The 22,441-nt window shown below is 34.7% G+C and carries 23 protein-coding genes; 22 read left to right on the top strand and 1 reads right to left on the bottom strand.

The genetic code is table 11. The features are described 5' to 3' along the window. From ABMA78_RS14840 to ABMA78_RS14790, 11 genes are all read left to right on the top strand, one after another. On the top strand, positions 1–846 hold the full coding sequence (locus ABMA78_RS14840; RefSeq protein WP_392861178.1) for a DUF58 domain-containing protein: 846 nt from the start codon (positions 1–3) through the stop codon (positions 844–846). Beyond that, positions 846–1,628: a hypothetical protein gene (locus tag ABMA78_RS14835; protein WP_392861177.1), complete on the top strand. Its 783-nt coding sequence runs from the start codon at positions 846–848 to the stop codon at positions 1,626–1,628. Before ABMA78_RS14840 ends, ABMA78_RS14835 begins: the two co-directional genes overlap by 1 nt. A gap of 136 nt (positions 1,629–1,764) precedes the next feature. Continuing rightward, positions 1,765–2,607 carry a VWA domain-containing protein gene (locus ABMA78_RS14830; protein ID WP_392861175.1) on the top strand — a complete coding sequence of 281 codons (843 nt, stop codon included), beginning with the start codon at positions 1,765–1,767 and terminating at the stop codon, positions 2,605–2,607. Then, a complete protein-coding gene (locus ABMA78_RS14825) occupies positions 2,607–4,415 on the top strand; it encodes a VWA domain-containing protein (RefSeq protein WP_392861173.1) in 1,809 nt (602 codons plus the stop codon). Before ABMA78_RS14830 ends, ABMA78_RS14825 begins: the two co-directional genes overlap by 1 nt. Continuing rightward, a complete protein-coding gene (locus ABMA78_RS14820; protein WP_392861171.1) occupies positions 4,415–6,073 on the top strand; it encodes a hypothetical protein in 1,659 nt (552 codons plus the stop codon). The genes ABMA78_RS14825 and ABMA78_RS14820 overlap by 1 nt, the downstream gene beginning before the upstream one ends. Beyond that, positions 6,060–6,980 carry a bifunctional riboflavin kinase/FAD synthetase gene (locus ABMA78_RS14815; protein WP_392861169.1) on the top strand — a complete coding sequence of 307 codons (921 nt, stop codon included), beginning with the start codon at positions 6,060–6,062 and terminating at the stop codon, positions 6,978–6,980. Before ABMA78_RS14820 ends, ABMA78_RS14815 begins: the two co-directional genes overlap by 14 nt. Next, complete coding sequence (locus ABMA78_RS14810; RefSeq protein ID WP_392861168.1) at positions 6,973–7,653, top strand: hypothetical protein; 681 nt, start codon at positions 6,973–6,975, stop codon at positions 7,651–7,653. Before ABMA78_RS14815 ends, ABMA78_RS14810 begins: the two co-directional genes overlap by 8 nt. Positions 7,654–7,728: 75 nt before the next feature. Beyond that, positions 7,729–9,405 (top strand): GspE/PulE family protein, encoded by a 1,677-nt coding sequence (locus ABMA78_RS14805; RefSeq protein ID WP_392861167.1) that lies wholly within the window; start codon positions 7,729–7,731, stop codon positions 9,403–9,405. 24 nt (positions 9,406–9,429) lie between these two features. After that, positions 9,430–10,569: a type IV pilus twitching motility protein PilT gene (locus ABMA78_RS14800; protein ID WP_392861165.1), complete on the top strand. Its 1,140-nt coding sequence runs from the start codon at positions 9,430–9,432 to the stop codon at positions 10,567–10,569. Between the two features lie 8 nt (positions 10,570–10,577). Next, positions 10,578–11,792 carry a type II secretion system F family protein gene (locus tag ABMA78_RS14795; protein WP_392861163.1) on the top strand — a complete coding sequence of 405 codons (1,215 nt, stop codon included), beginning with the start codon at positions 10,578–10,580 and terminating at the stop codon, positions 11,790–11,792. Between the two features lie 205 nt (positions 11,793–11,997). Next, entirely contained in the window at positions 11,998–12,609 is a 612-nt protein-coding gene (locus ABMA78_RS14790; protein WP_392861161.1) for a type IV pilin protein, read from the top strand. Between the two features lie 30 nt (positions 12,610–12,639). Here ABMA78_RS14790 and ABMA78_RS14785 read toward each other — a convergent pair whose 3' ends face one another. Further along, entirely contained in the window at positions 12,640–13,302 is a 663-nt protein-coding gene (locus tag ABMA78_RS14785; protein WP_392861160.1) for a hypothetical protein, read from the bottom strand. A 46-nt stretch (positions 13,303–13,348) separates the two neighbouring features. Here ABMA78_RS14785 and ABMA78_RS14780 point away from each other — a divergent pair, with 46 nt between their 5' ends. The 11 genes from ABMA78_RS14780 (at position 13,349) to efp (ending at position 22,431) form a co-directional block, all read left to right on the top strand. Then, positions 13,349–14,206 carry an ABC transporter ATP-binding protein gene (locus ABMA78_RS14780; RefSeq protein ID WP_392861159.1) on the top strand — a complete coding sequence of 286 codons (858 nt, stop codon included), beginning with the start codon at positions 13,349–13,351 and terminating at the stop codon, positions 14,204–14,206. After that, the gene (locus tag ABMA78_RS14775) at positions 14,203–14,970 is read left to right on the top strand and encodes an ABC transporter permease (protein WP_392861157.1); all 768 of its coding nucleotides are present in this window, start codon (positions 14,203–14,205) and stop codon (positions 14,968–14,970) included. Before ABMA78_RS14780 ends, ABMA78_RS14775 begins: the two co-directional genes overlap by 4 nt. Then, the gene (locus ABMA78_RS14770; RefSeq protein WP_392861155.1) at positions 14,970–15,743 is read left to right on the top strand and encodes a prepilin peptidase; all 774 of its coding nucleotides are present in this window, start codon (positions 14,970–14,972) and stop codon (positions 15,741–15,743) included. Before ABMA78_RS14775 ends, ABMA78_RS14770 begins: the two co-directional genes overlap by 1 nt. A 63-nt stretch (positions 15,744–15,806) precedes the next feature. Beyond that, positions 15,807–16,979 carry a type IV pilus assembly protein PilM gene (gene pilM, locus ABMA78_RS14765; protein ID WP_392861154.1) on the top strand — a complete coding sequence of 391 codons (1,173 nt, stop codon included), beginning with the start codon at positions 15,807–15,809 and terminating at the stop codon, positions 16,977–16,979. Next, positions 16,976–17,605: a PilN domain-containing protein gene (locus tag ABMA78_RS14760; RefSeq protein ID WP_392861152.1), complete on the top strand. Its 630-nt coding sequence runs from the start codon at positions 16,976–16,978 to the stop codon at positions 17,603–17,605. Before pilM ends, ABMA78_RS14760 begins: the two co-directional genes overlap by 4 nt. A 2-nt stretch (positions 17,606–17,607) precedes the next feature. Continuing rightward, positions 17,608–18,261 (top strand): type 4a pilus biogenesis protein PilO, encoded by a 654-nt coding sequence (gene pilO / locus ABMA78_RS14755; RefSeq protein ID WP_392861150.1) that lies wholly within the window; start codon positions 17,608–17,610, stop codon positions 18,259–18,261. After that, positions 18,258–18,692, top strand: coding sequence for a hypothetical protein (locus tag ABMA78_RS14750; protein ID WP_392861148.1), 435 nt, complete (start codon positions 18,258–18,260; stop codon positions 18,690–18,692). Before pilO ends, ABMA78_RS14750 begins: the two co-directional genes overlap by 4 nt. A gap of 72 nt (positions 18,693–18,764) precedes the next feature. Then, positions 18,765–20,561 carry a type IV pilus secretin PilQ gene (gene pilQ / locus ABMA78_RS14745; RefSeq protein WP_392861147.1) on the top strand — a complete coding sequence of 599 codons (1,797 nt, stop codon included), beginning with the start codon at positions 18,765–18,767 and terminating at the stop codon, positions 20,559–20,561. Beyond that, positions 20,562–21,422 (top strand): tetratricopeptide repeat protein, encoded by an 861-nt coding sequence (locus ABMA78_RS14740; RefSeq protein WP_392861145.1) that lies wholly within the window; start codon positions 20,562–20,564, stop codon positions 21,420–21,422. It begins immediately after the preceding gene. Further along, positions 21,415–21,849, top strand: a complete 435-nt coding sequence (locus ABMA78_RS14735) for a type II 3-dehydroquinate dehydratase (RefSeq protein WP_392861144.1) — start codon at positions 21,415–21,417, stop codon at positions 21,847–21,849. The genes ABMA78_RS14740 and ABMA78_RS14735 overlap by 8 nt, the downstream gene beginning before the upstream one ends. Positions 21,850–21,858: 9 nt before the next feature. Beyond that, complete coding sequence (efp, locus tag ABMA78_RS14730; RefSeq protein ID WP_392861143.1) at positions 21,859–22,431, top strand: elongation factor P; 573 nt, start codon at positions 21,859–21,861, stop codon at positions 22,429–22,431. The last annotated feature ends 10 nt before the right edge of the window (positions 22,432–22,441 follow it).

Here is a 22,441-nt window from a genome sequence, read left to right as displayed (position 1 = left end):
ATGAAAACACTTGAAGTACATCAAATTGTTCAAAATATGAAAAATAGTTTGTTCAAAAGAGCAAACTCATTTTCTATTGGTATGCTTAAATCTCACTTTAGAGGTACGGGGTTAAAGTTTAAGGAACATCAGGTGTATGTTCATGGTGATGATGTTCGTTTTATTGACTGGAAAATGGTTGCTAAAACGAATACTCCATATATTAAAACTTTCGAAGAAGAAAGAAATGTGGAGATTACAATTTTACTTGATTGTAGTCCAGGTATGGTTATTGGACACAATGGTAAGTCAAAACTAGCTGCTGCCTTTGAAATTATCTCGTTGCTTTATTTACTCTCTGAAAAAACTCATGATTATATAGAAACTATTATCTGTTTGAATGATCGAGTTGTAAGAGTTCAAAAGAAAAGAGGAGAAGCTGGGCTTGTCGCATTTGTTGATGCCCTAAGGAAGTCTAGCGTCATTAATAAGGCCGGTGAAATTGATACTGAATATCTTGTATCTCAAAAAGAGCGTAATTTTGATAAATTTGATGCTGAGCTAGTAAGAGAGTTTTATAAGAAAAGAGAAGTTGTTATCCTTAGTGATTTCTATGAATTCTTATCACCAGAAACTTTAAAAAGACTCACGGCCCGAAAACATGTACACGCCTTTAGATTACTTTGTCCGCTGGATACTTCTAATGAATTTCGCTTCTCTGTAATTGGACGTATTGCGGGGAAAGGAAGCGGAAAAGTCGATGCCAGACTTAAGGGTAAAGTTGAACCATTGGATTTTGGCTTTAGATTAAAAGATATCAATGTAGGGGATCGCTACTTGGAAGATTTTGTTAAGGAGATGTTATAATGAGATTGCATTCCTTTTATTCGTTTCTTGCAATAATTCTAATATCTTTCTCATTTAATACGAGAGCACTTGATACAAAGATAGAGCTGAGCCTTGAAGGTGATGAGAAAGTTTGGAGTGTTGGTGAAATTCGCGACTTCAAGCTTACAATTTATCCCATTACAGATGTAATTGATGAAGATCTTAAGAATAATTTAATGTCACGGGACTTTGCTGATATTGTTAAGATATCAAAAGTTAATAAACAATATTTCTTAAAAACTAATCCGCAATACTATATCGTGGAAGCTAGTGGTGTTCTCGTTGCAACACCAAAGAATTCGTTTCCAAAAATATGGGATTATCGAGGAATGGCCCTTGGTGTTTCATTTTCTGGTATCAACTTTCAAGACACAGCGGTTGCACAGCAAGACTTCATTGTTTTTGATAAAAAGTTAGAAGAAGAAAGGTCCATTATTGAGTATGTCATATATATAGTGGTGCTACTTGTTGTAATGCTGGCTTCATTTTATGGCTTTCAAATATTTAATAAGAAGCAAAATGCTAAAAAGGCTTGGGCCGAAAAGATTGACCAATTTAGAGATGCTGATACTCGTGAAAAACATGAGGGTATCTATTCGAAAAAAATAAATTATGAAGAAATATTTGAAAACGCAGAGGTGTTTAAGGACTACCTAAATAAGATAAATGAGCTTCAGTATAAGAGAAGTTGGACACATGATGATGATTTAACAATTTCTGATCTCCATAATCGTGCCAAGGAGAATATCATTGTTAAGTAATTATATCTTTCACAACAAATACTTATTCATTGTCGGTGTTATAGGATTTCTATTTTGGTGCATCGATTTTTTTGCAATCTTCAAAAAAGGGGAATTAATCCTTCCTCCGCGATATAGCCTAAAGACTAGGCTGTCTATGTTAAGAGGGCTTCTATTTCTAGTCTCTCTTGCATCATGGGCCCTTATCAGCTTTGCCCTAATGGGGCCAAAGACTCCTATGGGCAAGAGCAATGTAAAAAAAGAAATTAATGATATTTATTTTGTTGTTGATGTTTCAAGATCGATGTTGGCCGAAGACTTTCCTCCAAATCGATTAGAAGCTGCGAAAAGTCAGATAAGAAAATTTGTTGAACTATCTCCTGTTGATCGAATTGGTATCATCATGTTTGGAGATAAGGTGTTTACGCTAATTCCAGTAACAACAGATTTAAAGCTAGTAGAGCAATCAGTTGAGCAGATTAATATTGGCTTTCTCGGTTCTGGTACAAATATTGGCGATGCTCTTGGATTGGCCTTGGCAAGGTCAGAAACGAGTGTTGCTGAAAATAAATCAATCATTTTACTAACTGATGGTAGTGCGAACGCAGGTCTAATGTCTCCTATGCAAGCTGCAGAGAAAGCAAAAGAGTTAGGAATAAAGATCTATACGATTGGTATTGGTGGTGACCCAGATGCAAAATTACCGATCGGTCGAGATGCTTTTGGAAGAAAGAGATACCAGAATATGCCTGGTGCAAGTATGGACTTTGAAACTCTTCAAAAGATTGCAGAATTATCAGGAGGAAAAGACTTTGTTGCCTCTGATAACGACTCTTTAAATGAAGTTCTTTCTGAGATTAATAAACTTGAAAGAAAAGGACTTGAGATTAAAGGACGTATTATTTATCAAGAAGATTATTATAAGTTTTTACTCGCAGGTGTTTTACTCTTAATGTTGGTTGAAGGTACTCGTCGTTTATACTTAAGGGAAGTTGCATAATGGATTTTGTTAATACGAAGCTATTGATCATTTCTATTGTAGCGGTTGCTATATTTATCACGCTTTTGTTCATACTAAGAAAACGCTTTTTCAAAATTGTTAAACAGGTTTGGAATTTTAATTCTAGGCCAATAAGTAAGCTGTCAATGTTATGCTATACTCTGGCCTTCTTTGGTTTTGCGTTTTCTCTTGGAGATCTTCGTGGCCCTGAAGAACTTGTTGAATCTAATATTCCTAACCAGAGAACACTAATCTTAATTGATAATTCTTTAAGTATGTTAGTTGAAGATATTAGACCTAATCGAATTTCTAAAGCAGCTATTATTGCAAAGCACTTTGTTAAAAATGCTTATGGCCATCAGGTTGCCTTAAGTATTTTCTCTGATATACAACGTAAGATCGTTCCATTTACAGATGATGTCGATATTCTTGAGTCACGCTTGGGAACAATGTTAAGTGCTGCTCCGGAAGGAGGGTCAAATGTTAGTCTTGCTTTAAAAGAGGCGTTCCAATTCTTTAAGACAAGTGACGGATTTACAAAAGGAAATATTCTTTTAATCACAGATGGTGAAGAGCACTCTAATATTGAAGTTGATATTCCTGCTGAAATCAGTTTGGCAATTGTTGGGGTTGGTACAGAGGAAGGTGGGAAAATTCCTATGCGTGGAAAGCGTGGTAATTTCTTTGGTTATAAAAAATTCAATGGCGTCGAAATCGTCTCTAAACTAAATAAACAGTTTTTTGAAGATCTCGTAAATAAATCTAAATACGCAAAAGTATGGTTTGTGGAATCCTATAGCCTACCAACACAAGAGATTCTTGGATTCTTTAAGGATATTCATTTGAATTCCTTCACTAAGGGAACATTGAGATCAAGACCTGTTCTAGGGTATTGGCTCATCGTGACAAGTATTTTCTTTTATATTCTATCAGTGTTCTTTGGACGTTTTAAAACATTTAAGCCGGTGGTCATGCTTATTTTATTTTCTCTATTTATTCTTCCAACTGAGAATAGCTATGCTCAAGAAGAAGCAGAAGCCGATCCAATGCAAGAGATGCTAGTTGATAAAATGCGTGCAGGTAATATTTCAAAAGATGAGAAGTTAAAACTAGCAGAATTATTTTTGAAGCAGAAGGATGGGCAAAAGCAAGCTGCCGATATCTATAATGAAACATTGGATAATTATGAAGATGAGGCACCAACAGACCTATTCAATTATGCAACTGCACTCTTGAAAAATAATCAATTTGTCGATTCCGTTAATCTTTATAAGTATATCTTAGAGCAAAACGCGGATAATGAAGAGCTTGCAGAAGCAATTAAGAAGCAAATCAAATTTGCTCTTCAAAAGCAGAAGCAAGATAAGAAAAAGCAAGAACAAGATAAGAAGAAACAAGAAGAAAACAAAGACAATAAAGAAAATAAGGATAATAAGGATAATAAAAACCAAGACCAAAAACAGCAAAAGAAAGATGGTCAACAAAATAAAGACGACAAGCAAGATCAGAAAGACCAAGGGCAGAAGGGTCAAGAAGATAAGAAAAAAGATCAAAATAAATCTGATGAAGGAAATAAAAAGAAAGACCAAAATAAGTCTGAAAACAATAATGATAAAGATGAAAAGAATAAGAAAAAGCAAAAAACTCAGCAACAGCAGTGGAAGGATCTAGAAGATCAGGCCAAGAAGAAAAAGCGTATGAGAAAAGCAAATGGAGTCTTTAAGCAGATTATGAATGATGATTCACAACTGCAAAAGAAATTTATCGATACAACTTCAGATGGAAATAATAATCGTAAGGATTGGTAATGTTTAAGTATATAATTTTAATTCTATTAACAATTTCTTCTATCGCTCAAACGATAACTGCAAAAGTAAGCTCATCTGAGGTCGCGTTAGAGGATTCGTTTAAATTAATAATCAATTTCGAGTATCAGGGTGAAACGGAACCTTATGTAAGCTTCAAGCTTAATAATGCTGAAATAGTCTCTGATAACACAAATGATGCAAGTCGACTGATGGTGAAAGGGTATTTTGCTGGCGGTAAAATGATTCAGAAAAAAGTCTATAATTACGTCTATGAACTTAGAGCATTAAAAAAGGGAAGTGCTGTAGTTAGGGATATTAAAGTTGATTTTGGAAATGAAGTTATTAAGCACCGTTCTTTAACAGTTCGTATTCTTAGTCAAAGGGCAAGACTCCAAGATTACTTTATTCGCGCAGAAGTAGATAAAACTCAGGCATATGTTGGAGAGAAGATTGACCTTGTCTACTATGTATATTTTAAGGGGGAAATAACTAATCCTGAATTTGTTAAATTTCCTGTACAAAAGAATTTCTTAAAACGTTTTGAGTTACCACGTACAAATGTTGAGAGAGTAAGTGTTCAGGGAGATGTCTACAAACGTATTCCTGTTTATAAAAGTGTACTCTATCCCGAAAAACCAGGAAATCTTTCTATTGATCCTATCGAAGTACGTTTTCAACACCCAGACTATAAGAATAGACGCGGAAATGCATTCGGGATGTCATTTTCATTTAGCTCAGCAACTTATAAGTCGAAAACGATTAGAAGTGAGCGAGTTAAAATAAAGGCCCTTCAGATACCTATGGAGAATATGCCTAAGTCATTTACGGGACTTGTTGGTAAACACTCTTTCAACTTAAGTCTTAATAAAAGTAAAATTGTTGTGAATGATGTATTAGAGGCCCGTTTAGAAGTTCGAGGAGATGGTGCACTTGAGAAATTTGATGCACCAATTTTAATTAATTCTGACGCATTCGAAGTTTTTGAAACAAGAGCGGAAATGGTTGAGCAAACTCCACTCATAAAGAATAAAGTATTTGATTATACTTTCTTAGCAAAAAGAGCAGAATTTGTTTCACAGAGAAAAATTGAATTATCGACATTTGATCCAGCTTCTGGCCAGTTTGAAACGACAGAGTTAGTTGTTGATCCACTTGTCATTATTGGTTCTGGAAGTGCCGCTTCAAATATTGCATCGAGTGAGACAAAAGAAGTTGTTAAAAATAAGCAGGTTACAACGCCTGAAGTCCAGAAAACGATACTGGCAGAAAATATTATGGCGCCAGTATTTGTTGTCTCTAATAAGAGAAGCTTATGGGATATTATTAACTATTCGCTAGCGGGAATTGTAATATTGATTCTGGTGATTACGGCATTTCCTTATATTAGATTCTTTGATAGAGATCCTTTTAAGAATCTTAAAAATGAATTTAATTATTCAAATATTTTTCATTACATCACAATATTTACACCAAGTGTACACGGTGATAGCTTAAATGATCGTATTAAGGGAATGAGAGTTTCAGATGAAGCTAGAAAATACTTTTTCGATCTTGTCGATAATGCTGGAAAAAATGAGTACAAAGGCGCTAAGTTGCCTCTTAAGTATAAGAAAGAATACTGGCAAGAACTAGCTAGAGCAGAATATGAAAATAATTAAAAGCCTAAACGAAATAGAGTGTGATAATTTTGCTGTTACTATTGGTAACTTTGACGGTGTTCATCGTGGCCATCAGAAAATTATTAATCAGATTTATAATGAATGCCGCGATGCTGATTTAAAACTAGTCGTGATAACATTTACTCCACATCCTATTGAAATCCTAAATCCAAAAGAGCACTACCTAATTAATAGTTATGAAGAAAGAAGAGAGCTTCTTTCTCGTCAAAATATTGATTACCTATTAGAGATTGAATTTAATCGTGATCTATCGATGAAAGAACCAGAAGTATTCTTAAACGAATATATCTTTAATCATATAGAGCCTAAAAGAATTTATCTTGGGCATGATTTTGCTTTTGGTGCGCAAAAGAAAGGAAATCATGAGTTTGTTAAAAGTTTTTGTTCATCAAAGTCTACAGAAGTAAATGTACTTTGCTCTTACGATGTTGAAGGAGATAAAGTTTCTAGTACAGTTGTACGTGAATCTCTGGCAAATGGAGACGTTGAAAGTGTTGGAAAGTATCTAGGACGAAACTATTTTATTAGGGGACGTGTTATAAAAGGCGCTGGCCGTGGTCGTCAGATTGGAATTCCGACAGCTAACTTGGCCCTCGATCGTTATCGTCGTTATCCTAAAAATGGTGTCTATATTACGAAAACTAAGTTTGGGGAATCTACATGGTACTCCGTTACAAATATCGGTCATAATCCTACCTTTAATGATGGAAATAATGTTTTCGTTGAAACACATATCTTAGACTTTGATAATGATATTTACGGAAATGAACTAGAAGTATCATTCATTAAAAGGTTAAGGGATGAAAAGAAATTCTCATCAGTAAATGAGCTCATTGAACAAATTAAATTAGATGTGAAGAAGACGCGAGAATATTTTAATGCTTAAGCTAGGTCTTTTAGGAAAGAATATTCAACATTCAAAATCGCCTGATATATATGATGAACTCTTTGATGGCCAAGTTGAATACACTCTTTTGGATATTGATGATGAAAAAAATATTCCTAAATTAAAAGAGATCTTTTCTAATCTTCAAGGACTTTCAATTACAGCTCCTTATAAGAAGCACTTTCTAAATGATGTTTTATTAGAGGATACTGTAAAGGAAATTGGTGCAATCAATTGCATTAAATATGACGGAACACAATTTTTTGGCACAAATACTGACTACTTGGCCGCTAAAGAAATCATTTTGAAAAACTCGTATGAACAAAAAGATATCGTCATGCTTGGTGATGGCGCTATGACAAATATGTTCAAAATTTTATTTAAAGAGCTAAATATCAATTATCACCAATTCTCTAGAAGAAAGAATGGTGATCTAAATTCTATTAAATATGATTCCTTTGTTAATCTTGATAAGACATTGATTATCAATTGTTGTGCACGTCAATTTCAGTTTGATTCTGTACTATCAAAAAACTCTATTTTTTGGGATATGAACTATTCTCATGAATATCATCAGTCTTTTCTGAGTAATAAACTCACTTATGTAGATGGAAGTGAACTTCTTTACCTACAAGCAGTAGCAGCAAAAAAATTTTGGAACTTTACGTTATAATAGTAAATAAATAGTAAATAGTTAGAGTGTCTAAGTGTTCAATATTTAAAGAAACTAATATTAGGATAACGTAAGGTGATAAGAAAAGAATTTCTAGAAGTCATTTCAAAAACCGGTATGGTACCACGAAAAGATTTAGTACCATTAGCTGCAAATAAGAACCCTGGTGTTGTGTCAGAGTTAGATCTATTAAAGTTTAATTTCTTTGATGATATTAAATTTGCAAAGGCCATTGCAGAACAAAGTGGTCTTGCCTATGTTGATTTATCAGAAACTCGTGTACCAGGTTCAACACTACAATTAGTTAAAAAAGGTGTTGCCACAAAATTTCGAATTGTTCCTTTGAAGAGACAAGCAGGAACTTTATCATTAGCTATTTTTGATCCATCACTTGTTGAAATTAGAGCAGAAATACAAAAAGAAATTCAGTCTAACGTAGAGTTTGTTTTAACTTCTTTATCTGCGTGGAAAACTCTATATCAAAATATCCAAGCCTCCATTGATGAAATTCTTGAAACTGTAAGAGAGGTTAGAGGTGATCAGGAACAAGGTGATGAGAACGTAAAAGAAGAAGATATTGGCGAAGATATCATTTCGTACGTTAACAAGGTCCTAGCTGAAGCATATATTAAAAAGGTATCCGATATTCACGTTGAGCCTTATGAAAATAATTTCAGAATTAGATTTCGATTAGATGGTTCTCTCCATGAGTACGCGGCACCACCACGATCAATGCTATTGCCATTAGTTTCGAGAATGAAAATTCTTTCTCAACTTGATATTTCTGAAAGAAGGATTCCACAAGATGGACGTATTAAGCTAGAGATTGATGGTAACCCTATCGATTATCGTGTTTCCACACTACCGACACTATTTGGTGAAAAAGTTGTAATGCGACTTTTAGACCAATCAAATCTACAGTTAGATATGACTAAGTTAGGTTTTGAAAAGAAACAACTTGATGTTTTCTTAGAAGGTATTAGACAGCCTTACGGAATGTGTCTTGTTACAGGGCCTACTGGTTCAGGGAAAACAACAACTCTTTATTCTGCATTATCAGAGCTTAATAATATTGAAAAAAATATTTCGACGGCCGAAGACCCTTGTGAATTTAACTTAGAAGGGATCAATCAGGTTAACGTTAGAAAGGATATTGGACTGGACTTTGCTAGAGCTCTTAAGGCCTTTCTTAGACAGGATCCGGACATTATCATGGTTGGGGAGATTCGAGACCAAGAAGTAGGTGAGATTGCCATTGAAGCGGCCCTAACTGGTCACATGGTTCTATCTACTCTTCACACCAATGATGCTCCTTCAACAGTTACTCGTTTATTAAATATGGGAATAGAGCCTTTCCTTGTAACAGGTGCTCTAAATGTTGTTGTTGCACAAAGACTATGCCGTAAGATTTGTGAAAACTGTAAGACTGTCGATGAGAGCGTAACAGTTGATCAAATTGTTGCCTGTGGTGTAACTCCAAATTCTGCTAAGAACCTTAAAGTTTATCACGGTACTGGTTGTGAGTTCTGTGATGGTTCAGGTTACAAGGGACGTGTCGCCATTTATGAAGTTCTAGAAATGACTCCAGCTGCAAGAGATCTTGTTTTAAAGCACTGCTCTTCTGATGATTTGAAAAAGCAGGCTATTGCAGATGGGATGAAGACATTAAGAATGTCGGCCCTGACAAAAGTTGCTGAAGGTGTCACAACTTTAGCTGAAGCAATAAAAAATTCGAGTGTTGATAAATTATAATAATATTTTCTATAGGTGAAATAGATGAGTAGCGATAATACGCAAACAAAAACTAAAACGGAAACAAAGACAGGTGCTATCACAAGTGCCGAATCCCTTAAAATCCAACAGCTCTTTAAGTTGATGGTTGATAATGGTGGTTCAGATTTGCACTTAACTCCAGGAACTGCTCCTGCAATGAGAGTTAATGGTGACATTGTAAGAGTAAAACTTCCTGCTCTTGATGCTTCTTCAAGTAAGTCGCTTATTTATCAAATACTTTCTGAAGAACAAAGAAATGAATTTGAGAAAAATCTAGAACTCGACCTTGCCTTTGGAATTAAGGGGCTTGCACGTTTTAGGGCAAATATATTCTACTCAAAAGGTGGAGTCGCAGCGGTATTTCGTTTAATTCCTAGTGCTGTTCCTGATTTCAAAGCACTAAATCTACCAAATGTACTTATGGAAATGACAGACGTTTCAAATGGTCTCTTCCTCGTAACGGGACCAACAGGTTCAGGGAAATCGACAACTCTTGCAGCTCTTATTAATCGTCTTAATGAGATGGAGCCTGCGCATATCGTTACTCTTGAAGACCCTGTCGAATTCGTCCACCCACATAAAACAAGTATTGTGAATCAACGTGAAATTGGCCGTGATACTCACTCATTCGAAAATGCTCTTAAAGGGCTTTTAAGACAAGATCCTGATATTGTTCTTGTTGGTGAGATGAGGGATGTGGAAACAATTGAAGCTGCCTTAACTGTTGCAGAAACTGGACACTTAGTTTTTGGAACACTCCACACTAACTCGTGTGTGCAGACAATTAACCGTCTCGTAAACGTTTTTCCTTCGGATCAACAAGATCAGATTCGTACACTGCTCTCATTTGTTCTACAAGGTGTTGTTTCACAACAACTATTACCAAAAACATATGAGCCTGGACGAGTTGCTTGTCTTGAAATTTTAAGGCCAACACCTGCGATTCGAAACTTAATTCGTGAAGATAAAATGCATCAAATTTATTCACAAATGCAAATTGGTCAGGATCAGACCGGTATGACGACAATGAATCAATCTATTAAAAAGCATGTTGATTCTGGTGCAATTGATGTTGAGACGGCCATGTCATACTCAACAAACCCTGAAGAGCTTGGTCCACAACTAGGTATTAAGGAGCGATAGAGTAAGATATGCCACTATATAAATGGGAAGGACTTGATAAAAACGGTAAAAAGGCCTCTGGACAAATCCAGGCCAACGATGAAAAGGATGCGAAGAAGAGACTGCGCGCCCAAGGTAATCGTGTACGTAAAATAATTCCACCGTCAATTTTAGAATTTGATATTAATGCATGGTTAATTGAGAAGGGTATTGGATCAGCTTTTGGTGCTCCAGAATTAATGAACTTCACTAAGCAGTTATCCATTATGATCAATGCAGGTGTACCAATTATTTTGGCTCTTGAGATTATTTATAAGTCAGAAAAAAATCCAGCTCTCAAAAATGCAGTAAAGAATATTGCAACAGATGTAGCAGAAGGGAATACTCTTGCTGAGAGTATGCGTAAGCAGCAAGGCTTTGATAATCTCTACTGTAACCTTGTAAAGGCCGGAGAGGTTGGTGGTATTCTCGATGAGATCCTTTCTAAGCTTACCGAGCACTTAGAGAAACAAGAAAAAATAAAAAAACAAATTAAGTCAGCAATGAGTTATCCACTTATCGTATCAGGTATTGGGGCACTTGTTGTTTGGGGTCTAATTACATATGTTGTTCCTCAGTTTACAGGAATGCTCGCAGATACAGGACAGGAGCTTCCTTGGATAACTCAATTTGTAATTGATACATCTGAATTCTTTGGTGAGTACTCTGGGAAGATGATTATTGGTGGTATTGCGGCCATGATTTTTCTTACTTACTTTGTAAAAACACCACAAGGAAAAGTAGCATTTGATAAATTTGCAATGAATGTCCCAGGCTTTGGTATTGTTATTATTAAAGGTAGTTTGGCACAGTTTTCAAGAACACTTGCTACATTACTTGGTTCTGGTGTTGCACTTATCGATGCCTTAGAAATCTGTGTTGAAACGATTGATAATAGTGTTATCTCGGGTGATATCAAAGAAGTCAGGAAGAAAGTAATAGAAGGTAAAACCCTTACTGAGCCTTTAACGAAAATTGATTATTTTCCTGAAATGGTCGCCCAGATGATTAAAGTTGGTGAATCAACCGGGGCAATTGATCAAATGCTGGCCAAGATCTCTGTTGTTTTTGAAGATGAGGTTAATGATGCAATTACAGCAGCGACAAAGATGCTAGAGCCTTTAGTTCTTGTCGTTCTTGGTGGAATCATCGGTGGTGTTCTTATTGCAATTTACCTACCAATGTTCATGTCAGCAGGAGCTTAATTACTTAGATTGACATACTTTAGAGGCAAAAAAGTAGTAGAATTTATTTATTGTTTCGAAGTAAGTGTTTGATATTACTAAGACTTAATTTTTAAGTTAAATATACCGTAAAGTAGTTGTAGGGCTGGTTAAATCTTAATTTTAGCTAAGTTCTTAAACTTGTTTAAATTAATCTATCTAAATTAGATTAACGAGGAGAAAAGACATGAAATTTACGAACGAGTTGAGAAACTCAAAGGGGTTTACCCTAGTTGAGTTGATGGTCGTTGTAGCCATCATCGGAATTCTATCTGCGGTAGCAATTCCAAACTTTAAAAAGTATCAAGCGAAAACGAAAACTTCTGAAGCTAAGCTTCAGTTAGCTTCAATTTATTCAGCTATGACAGCTATTCAAACTGATTATGATTCATTTGGTACATGTCTAGGTGACGCTGGTTACGTATCACCAAATGGTGCATGGGATGCTTCAACACCATCTAGTGGGAGTAATTATTACTCAATTGGATTTAGTGCTGCTAACTCGACACCAAACCAAATCGTTAGAGATAACGGTGGAACATGCCAAAATATTGAGTTTGGCGCACCTGCATTTAAGAAAGTAGGGGGGCAGAGAACAACTGTTGCTAACATTTCTACTATTGCTGTTTCGAACATGGGTGACGGTACACAAACTGCTCCAGGTGTAGACGCTCAAGGTGGTTACTTTGTAGCTGGTGCAATTGGTTACATTGACTCAGACAATATTACTACTGCTAATGCGAGTAAATGGGCGATTGACCAAGATAAAGTACTTAGAGAAATTAATAAAGGTTACTAGTCTTAATTTAATAATCTAAAAGAGAAGGCCTCAAATATTTGGGGCCTTTTTAATTTCTTCTATTTTCTTAATCAATACGTCTCTTTCTTTAATGTCTTTAGTTTTATTCAGCTGTAATCTTAAAAGTTGAATATGGGATTCTTTTGATTTTCTCTTAGCTTTTGCTTCTTCAATAAGCTTTGGAAGGATAATAAATCCAGTTGCATAGGGACTCTGTTGTATCTTTTGATATAAGGCTAACGAGCTATTATAGTCTCTAAGTTGGAAGTGATAATTGAATGCCGCGTTGTACATTAGACGGTAATCATTAGGGAAAACTTCTAGTCCTCTATTGAAGATTATCTCTGCCCCCAGAGTATCATCTTTAATAATTGATAGATAGATACCGCCGTGAAGGTAGTTTTCATAAAAAGCTTTATCAAGATCTGCAATTAATTTGAATCTATAATACAGCCAAGATTTCTCTCTATTCTTAACATGCTCAACATCGGCATCCAATAGTGTCTTTGTCCAATAATAGCTAGAAATAAATCGGTAATTACCAAATGATATGATCTTAATAAAGTCACTGTTTAAGGTAGTAAATAGCTCAGGATTAATAGGCTTCTTAAATGAAAGAATATGATTAACACCTATTAGAAAAATGAATAGGATCATTGGAATTAATTTATTTGTAAGTTGTGTTTTCTTCATGAGCATATCTGATTATACTAGTATTAAAAAAAATAAAAAGGCTTCTATGTTAATTTGTGAAAATATATCGAAATCATTTAAGAAAGACTTTTGGAATAAAGATTTCGTCGCATTAAAAGATGTAAGTTTTGAACTAGGTTCTGGAAAGATTGTGGGCTTTTTAGGTGCAAATGGCGCCGGGAAAACAACACTTATTAAAATTATTCTTGGATTTATCAAACCAAATACAGGTTCAATTAAGATATTAGATATTGATTGGACAGAAGATGAAGTTAGAAAGCTTATTGGTTATATGCCAGAGCGTCCTTACTATTATCAGAATTTAACAGGCTATGAGTTCTTAACTTATTGTGGTGAACTACAAGAGATTGAGAATAAAACAATTGAAAAGAATATTGAAAAGTGGGCCACAAAGCTAGAGATTAAGTTTGCTTTAGATCGAAAAATTAAAGGCTACTCCAAAGGGATGTTGCAACGACTAGGTTTTGTTTCTGTTTTACTACACAATCCACGTCTTATCATTTTGGATGAGCCTCTTTCTGGACTGGATCCAATTGGACGAAAAGAGTTTAAAGACGTTATTAAAGAAGTAAATGAAGAGGGAGTTGGTGTTTTCTTTTCTTCACATATCGTAAATGATGTTGAAGAAGTTTGCCACGATGTAGTGGTTCTTGAAAGTGGAAAGATTATCTACAATGGCCCAATTAAAGAATTAGTCTCTAAGAATACAAGTAATAAGTTTGTTATAAAGTATAATGATGGAACTAAAGACTTTGAATTATTAGTAGAAGAAGACCTTAAAGACAAGAAGGTTTTAGAGTTAATTGAATCAGGTGCAAAAATTTCGAAATTAAGTAGAGAAAGCTCCTCTTTAGAAGAAATAGTATATCGGTTAAATAAATGAAGAATATATTAACAATTGCAAAATTTACATTTAAGGATATCGTTAAGAGTAGAGTTCTTTACCTTACCTTATGGATAGCCCTTTTTATCTTAATTTTAAGTTATATAACATCCGAGTTTTCTTACGGAAATGTTTTGAGAATATCAATTGATTTCGGGCTAGGCGGTGCATCTTTGGCTGCAAATATATTGGCCATTTTTGTAGGTGTAAATGTTCTGTCTGATGAAATTGAATCAAGAACGATTTATATAACTCTGTCTCGCCCTATCTCAAGAGTTAAGTTCTTACTTGGAAAGATTTTGGGAGTTTCTTCTATTTTAATTCTAAGTTCATTTGTAATTTTTGGAACTTCTCTCGTTGTTTATTTAATGAGAGGTGGAGTCTTAGATAGCGTTATCATTAATTCGTTATTTTTAGGTATCTTAGAATCAATACTTTTGTTTTTAGTGGTTCTTTTTTTTAGCTTAATAACTTCACGTGCGCTTAGTGTAATTAATACCGTTGTGATTTATTTTGTTGGGCATGCCATAACTCATATTTCTAATTTATCTTTTGTAAAAAATCGTGAAGGACTAGAGCTTGTTCTTAGGCTATATAAAGCCGTTCTACCGGATTTGAATTTACTCAATTATAAACCTTTTGTTTTTAATGCTGATCTGGTCTCTAGTCAAAATATTATGAATAGCTACCTCTATGGGGTCTCTTATATTGTAGTGTTATCTTTTATTAATGCGTTTGTTTTCAAAAATAAAGAGCTGAGCTAATGATACTTCTGTTTAAAATCTATGCATTCATTTTCGGCGCTCTTATTGGAAGTTTTTTAAATGTCTTAATTCTTAGACTGCCAACAAATGAAAAGTTCTTTATTGATCGATCACGTTGTCCAAAATGTGGATTTCAACTTAAATGGTTTCACAATATTCCTATTCTAAGCTTTATTGGCCTAAGAGGAAAATGCGCTAATTGTAAAACAAATATAAGCTTTCAATATCCTGTAATAGAGTTCTTAACAGCAACAATTTCACTTCTATTGTTTGGCAATGATATTAGTCTTCATGGATTAACATCGTATTTATTTTTTTTCACAGTCGCTTGTTGTTTACTTGTCCACTTTGTTATTGATATTCGACACCAAATACTTCCTGATGTTATCAACGTATATCTAGGAGTTATCTTTTTTATTCATGTTGTGTTTTTCTTTCATTGGAAACACTGGGTATTAGGAGGCTTAATCGGATTCTTGGTACCGTACTTAATTACTTATGTATTCTATCGTATTAAAGGAGTCATCGGTCTTGGTGGTGGTGATATAAAACTTTTTGGTGTCTTGGGGATATATCTTGGGCCACTTGGAATTATTCACAATATGCTCTTTTCATGTATTCTTGGAAGTTTGCTGATGTTACCACTGTTGATGTTTAAGGTAATAAAAAGAGACCAGGCAATTGCCTTTGGCCCGTTTATTATCATCGTTGCTGTGATTCAAATTTACTTCCCAAGTGTTTTTAAAATGATGCTAGGCGCATTACTGTTTTAAATAACTTCTTGAAATGACTGGACTGTGCAGAGTATAATATAATAATACTTTGATAGGTCACGGATGAAGAAGAATATTGATATACAGGATGTTATATTTAAAATTAGGGAAGGTTTAGGTTTAGTTCCTAAAGAACTTATTGGTGTTGACATTGGTCAAAGCTCAGTAAAGGTCTCTAAAATAGTCACTAAGAATGATACTTATAAATTAGTTAAGTATGCATCTGTTCCACTTCCGGAAGCTGCAATTATTGAAGATGAAATTCAAGATGAGGACGCTCTTAAAGAAGCTTTAGAAGAAGCCTTTAAAGATGCTAAGGTTACTGAACCTTATATTTGCCTCGGCCTATCTGGTCCCAATACTGTTATTAAGAAATTACAACTAGCTGGTGGTGATGACGAAGAACTTGAAGATCAAGTTATTTGGGAAGCCGAGCAGTATCTTCCATTTCCAGTAGAGGACTGTAATATTGACTGGTATGTCATAGGTGAAAACATGGGGGGAGGTCTCGATGTTATTGTTTGTGCTGTTAAAAAAGATGTTCTCGAATCATTCAAGTCAATTATTGAATCCTTAGGGAAAATAGTTAAAGTTGTGGACTTATGTTCAATTGCGATCACAAATATTTATGAGCTAGCTTCTGAAGATGATGATGTCGAAAGTAGTATCACTCAAGATTTTAATGATGAAGTTTTTGAGCCTACAACAAGTACAGATGTAAGTAAGGTGCTTATTCCTTCGAGTTTATTAATAGATATAGGCTCACAGGCGACAGTATTTATTGTTCTCAAAAAGGGGATTCCTGTTTTTGTTAAGGAAATCATTATTGGTGGTGCTAGTATTACTGAAGAAATTCAAAGGCAGCTAGGTGTTACCTTCCAAGAGGCAGAAGACTTGAAGAAGATGTCTGCTGGTGGAGGTGTTCCAGACGATGTCTTAATGATCATTAATGAAATCAATGGAACTCTGGTTAATGAACTAAAGAAAGCGCATGACTTTTATATAAATGCCACGTCTGATGACTCATTAAAAAACATTACTGTAACAGGTGGATCTGTTCGATTACCGAATTTATTAGAAGAGATTCGATCTTCGTTTGGTGTTGATGTAAATGTACTAAACCCATTCAATGAAATTGAGTTTAATGAAAATGATTTCGATGATGAAGAATTAAATGATATGGCCCACGAAGGTGTTGTCTCATTTGGATTGGCCCTTAGGGAGTTTCCAAAATGATAGAAATTAACCTATTAGAGAAAAAGAAGCCGATAGAGCTTCCAGTTATTCTTGGTGTTGATCTTAATAAGGTGAATAAGAAGTCACTCCTGATTGCTTATGCTCTGTACTATGCAATGACATCTTATTTGGTTCCTAGTTTTAAGAATCAAAATAAAGATATTCAAGATCAAATTGTTCAACAAAGAGCAACTTATAATAAAATTAAGAAAGATGTCGATTCATATGGCTCATTGACTGAGGTAATGGATGCATTTACGAAACGAATTGAAGAACTTAAAAGTCGTGAAGCTCTTGTTGCACAAGTAATGTCAAAGAAATCGAACCCATATAAAGTACTGAGAGGTCTGTCTGGTTCTTTGAATGATGATATTTGGTTTAATACACTGACTATCGATGATAAGAAAGTTATCAAAATAGAAGGGGAGTCTATTTCTTTTTCTTCAGTTGGAGATTTTATTAATAATGTGAAGGAGCTTGAATATTTCATCCCAAGAAACGGCTTTAGTTCTGAGACCTTTGGAATGAAAGAATTAAAAGAGATACAGGACCAATTATATGGCGAAAACGTAACGTTACAGAGTTTTTCGATTGAAGGAAAAGTTCAATCATATGGAGATCTTTAGTAATGTTATCGTTAATTAATAAGCTATATTTACTACTTATTCTTTGGGGAGCCTTCCAGGCATACGAGGCTTATAATCAAGTTGATTCAGAAAGAGAAGTTCTACAGTCTGACCTGAATGCAATTAATGGCCGAATAGCTAAGAAGAAAAGAGAACTAAAAAAACTCAAAGACTACGAGCGAGATGTCGAACAAAAGAAAGAAGAGATTGAAATCGTTGCTCAAAAGTTAGAAGAAACACAAAGACGCTTACCTAAAGATATAAGTGATAACGAAAGTATAAATCTTATTAAGAAGCTAGGTGAGAGTCTCAAAATTAAAGATGTGCAAATTAATCCAAGTGGCCAAGAAGAAAATGGCTTCTATATTACGAAGTATTATACATTTTCTGGAAAAGGAACTTATTTACAGTTTTTACTATTATTAGAAAATATTTCTAAGCAAGAAAGAATCTTAAATGTTAGAGATATAAACCTGAGTAAAATTACAAAAACGAATAAATCAAGATACGAGATTATTAATCTTTATGCGACAATTGAGAGTTATATTTATAACCAGAACCATAGAGAAAAGCGCGGTATTAAAGAAATCGAACAGCAGCTTAGTGAAAAGCAGAAAAAGCCAGCACCTAAGAAGAGAACTAGGAAGAGAAAATGATAAAATTTAGCAAAATAATGCTCATCTGTTTATTCTCATATCTCTCGTTTGGAGATGTTCCGTCTGACTTAAGCTCTGGCCGCAATATCCGTGACCCATTTAAGGTAAAATATAAAAAGAAAATGGGTAGTAAGAAAGCAAGAAGAGAGAAGTTTACTGGTTTCTCAAATAAACTCACTACTGACCACTTAAGAATTGATCGTTTAAGGGTTACTGGAATATTCTTAGGTAAAGATGCAAGAGCTATTATTAAACAAGTTGATGATGAAGGATTATCTGAAGCTGTCATAATAAAAGAAGGGATGAAAATAGGCCCAGATCAAGTTGAAGTAAAAGCAATCCTACCTGGTGGGGTAGTATTAGTTGAGAAAATTATTAATGTATATGATGAAGAAGAATATCTAGAAACAATACTTCCTTTATCTGAGTAATGCATAATACTTTTATAAAATTCAAATTGTGATATCATAAAAATATAATAATTTTACTTAGGAAGAGTAAAAATGAAAAAAATAGTCATAGCAGTATCAATTCTATACTCATTTTTTGCACTATCTGCAAATTTAACAAAAATTGATTTTCAACAAAAAGATGACTTAAGTTACTTGAATTTTAATTTTGATAAGAATGACTTCAAGATCAAGAAGTTTCAAGTAGTAAAAGACAAACAAGTTATCATCGATATTGAAAACACAGTTTCAACTCAAAGAGTTTTAAGGGCCTTTGATACATCTGAGTTTTCTGGAAGTGTTGTATTTGTTTCAGCATTCAAATCACCAGGAAGTTCTCAAGATATTAGAGTCGTTGTACAGTTACGTGATAATGTACGTTCCAAAATTCAAACATCGGGAAATTTAGCGAGCATTATTTTTGAAAATCGTTACGGTGCCTTTGCTAGTTCAAAAGAGCAAGATAGCGTTGTGTCAGCGGTTGAAGAAAAGAAGGCGGAAAGACTTCTAAAACCTAAGTCTAAGAGCATGGAAGATATTCTAGAAAACCTAACTCTTTCTGGGCAAAAGAAATATGTTGGTAATAAAATCTCTCTAAATGTTAAAGACATGAAGATTAACGATATTCTTGATCTCATTGCAGATGCTTCAGGTTTTAACGTTATCATGACAAATGATGTAGCAGAGCTTAAGCCTTTATCACTTAACCTTGTTAATGTTCCATGGGATCAGGCACTAGATACCGTTTTATCAATCAATAAGCTTGTTGCTGAAAAGAATGGTGCGATCCTAACAATTAAGACGCTTGCTCAAGCGACTGAAGAGAAGAGAAAAGAGAGAGAGGCGACTCAGATTAAAGAAGTTGCGGAACCTCTTGTCACAAAAATTCTTCCAATCTCATATTCAAAAGCGAAAGACCTAACAACACTTTTAAAGGACTATGTAACTCCTGCAAGAGGTTCAATCATTGCTGATGAGAGAACAAATAATTTAATTATAAATGATACTTTAGAGACTACTGAAAAGATTGCAAAAATTGTTGATATCCTTGATCGACAAACTCCACAGGTTTTAATTGAATCAAAGATTGTTGAAGTTAACGAAGGATACCAGAAACAAATTGGTCTTCAAAATGGGTTAAACTTTGGCTATGACCCTGTTGGACAAATTCCTACTACGACAGAGTTAACGGGGACGGGAAGTACAACTAGTATTTCAGGACCAGGGCTAAGTTTTTCAAGTGCTCCAACAACAGGAGAGAGTACACGAAACTTACTTGGAGTAACAATCTCTCGATTTGGTCGCTTATTTGACCTTAATTTCCAATTACAACTTTTAGAAAGTGAGTCGAAAGGGAAGATCATTGCTTCTCCTCGAGTTGTAACAAAACATAATGTGAAAGCTGAGATCGTTTCAACTGATACAACTTCATTTGAAGAAAGAGAAGGAACAGGTGAGGATCTAACAATTACATTTAAAGAAACGACTGCAGAGTTAAGTCTCGCTGTTACACCTCAGGTCGCTAATGATGGTGCGATTGATCTAATTGTCGAACTTTCAAAGGAGCAATTTGGTACTTCTCCAGCAGCTGGAGCACCACCTGATAAAACAAAGAGACAGGTAAAGACAAACGTGTTGGTTGAAAATGGGTCAACTATCGTTTTAGGTGGACTCTATAGTTATTCTAAACTTGAATCACACTCTGGTGTACCTTACTTAAAAGATGTACCGATTGTTGGCTGGCTATTTAGAACTCCATATAACCCGCAAGTGAGTAAGACTGAACTTGTCATTTTCATCACTCCAAGGGTTATTAACCAAGAACGTGCAGGTTTAACAAGTAGCTTGTAGATGAAAAATTATAATAATTTAATCTCAAAATATAAGAGTCAATTGGAGAAAGACCCTCGTTCGAAGGTCTTTGCTCCTCTTGCCGAGATATATCGCAAAGTTGGTATGAATGATGAAGCTCTTGCCTTATTAAAAAGAGGTCTAATTCATCATCCAAATTTTTCAGCTGCAATTATTATTTATGGACAACTTCTACTAGAAAAGGATGAGGTTGAAGAGGCATATACTATATTAAAGCCTCAGCTTTCTATAAATGGCGATAATATAAAGTTCCTAAAACTATTTGCACAATCTTGTTTTAAGCAAAACCTCATTCTTGAAGCTCTAAATACTTATAAGAGAGTTCTATTTATCTCTCCTAAAGATATGGAAGCGACTGAGTTTATCGTTAAGTATGATAATTTTGATAGTGTTGAAGATGAGGACTTAACGCAAAAGACTTTTGATATCTCAAATCTCGATGACGAGATTGAAAGCTGGAGCACGTTGAGTTTAGTTCCGCAAATTAAAGAAGAGCCTGTTGTTGAAGAGAAGAGCAATGATGAACCAGGACAAATCTTTAGTCATACCTTAGTTGATCTTTACCTAAAACAGGGTGCCAAGCAAAAAGCTATTGAGGTATTAAATAGTGCATTAGTTGAAAATCCAGATGATAAGAGAATTCAAGATAGGCTAAGGGAGCTTGAAGGACTTGATGAGATAAGTGAGAGTAAAGGCCGTGAAGATCTTATGGCCGCATTCGAGTCTACGGCCAAGAAACTAGAAGAAAAGCCGAAGGTTGAATTAGAAAAATTATCAATGGCCTTTGAGCTATTTGAATCATATCTAAAGAAAAGAAGCAGCGAAGTTTTAAATGGATAAATTCTTAGTCATTAATGGACCTAATTTAAATTTATTAGGTAAGCGTGAGCCCGAAATCTATGGCACTTTAGATCTTGTCGGTATCGAGTCGTATACAAACAAAAAACTTGGAGACCTCGGTTATAATGTTGATGTCGAATGGTTTCAATCTAATGGTGAGCAAGAAATTATTGAAAAAATACATGCTGCGTCAGAGGGTGGTTATAAAGCACTTATTATAAATCCAGCGGCTTTTTCTCATACTAGTATTGCTATATTAGACGCTTTGCGCGTTATGAAATGTCCAGTAATTGAAGTACACCTGTCGAACACAAATCTTCGAGAGGAGTTTAGAAAGAATAAAATTACTGCAAAATCTTCATCAGCTGTGATAGAAGGTTTAAAAGAAAAAGGTTACTTCCTAGCAATATTATCGCAATTAATTTAAAGGGTTTTTATGGAAATATCGACAAATGACTTTAGGAAAGGTTTAAAACTAGAAATCGATGGCAAACCATATGTTTGTATTAAATGTGACTTCACTAACCCAGGTAAAGGTTCAGCTTTTTACAAGTTAAGAATTAAGAACCTTGAAACAGGTGCAGTTATCGAAAGAACTTTCAAGTCTGGTGTAGCAACGGGTGCAATGCAACCAGATCTAGACGAAAAAGAAGTAGAGTACTTATACAATGATCCTGAAGGATTTAACTTCATGGACCAATCAACTTTTGAAACAATTCACGTAGCAACAGAGTATATCGAAGATGCTGCTAATTACCTTCAAGAAGGTATTAAAGTAGAACTATTATATTATAAAGGAAAGCCAATCTCGATTGAACTTCCAAACTTTGTTGAACTTGCAGTTACTGAAACTGATCCAGGACTAAAGGGTGACACTGCTCAAGGTGGACTAAAAAAGGCCATTATGGAAACAGGTCTTCAAGTTAACGTTCCACTATTTATCAAAGAAGGTGAAATCCTGAAAATTGATACAAGAACTGGTGACTACGTAGAGCGTGTAAATAAATAAATTTTCCAAT

Source organism: Halobacteriovorax sp. RZ-2 (genome assembly GCF_043196685.1).
Classification (GTDB): Bacteria; Bdellovibrionota; Bacteriovoracia; order Bacteriovoracales; family Bacteriovoracaceae; genus Halobacteriovorax_A.
This window is presented reverse-complemented; position numbering and strand designations above follow the sequence as displayed.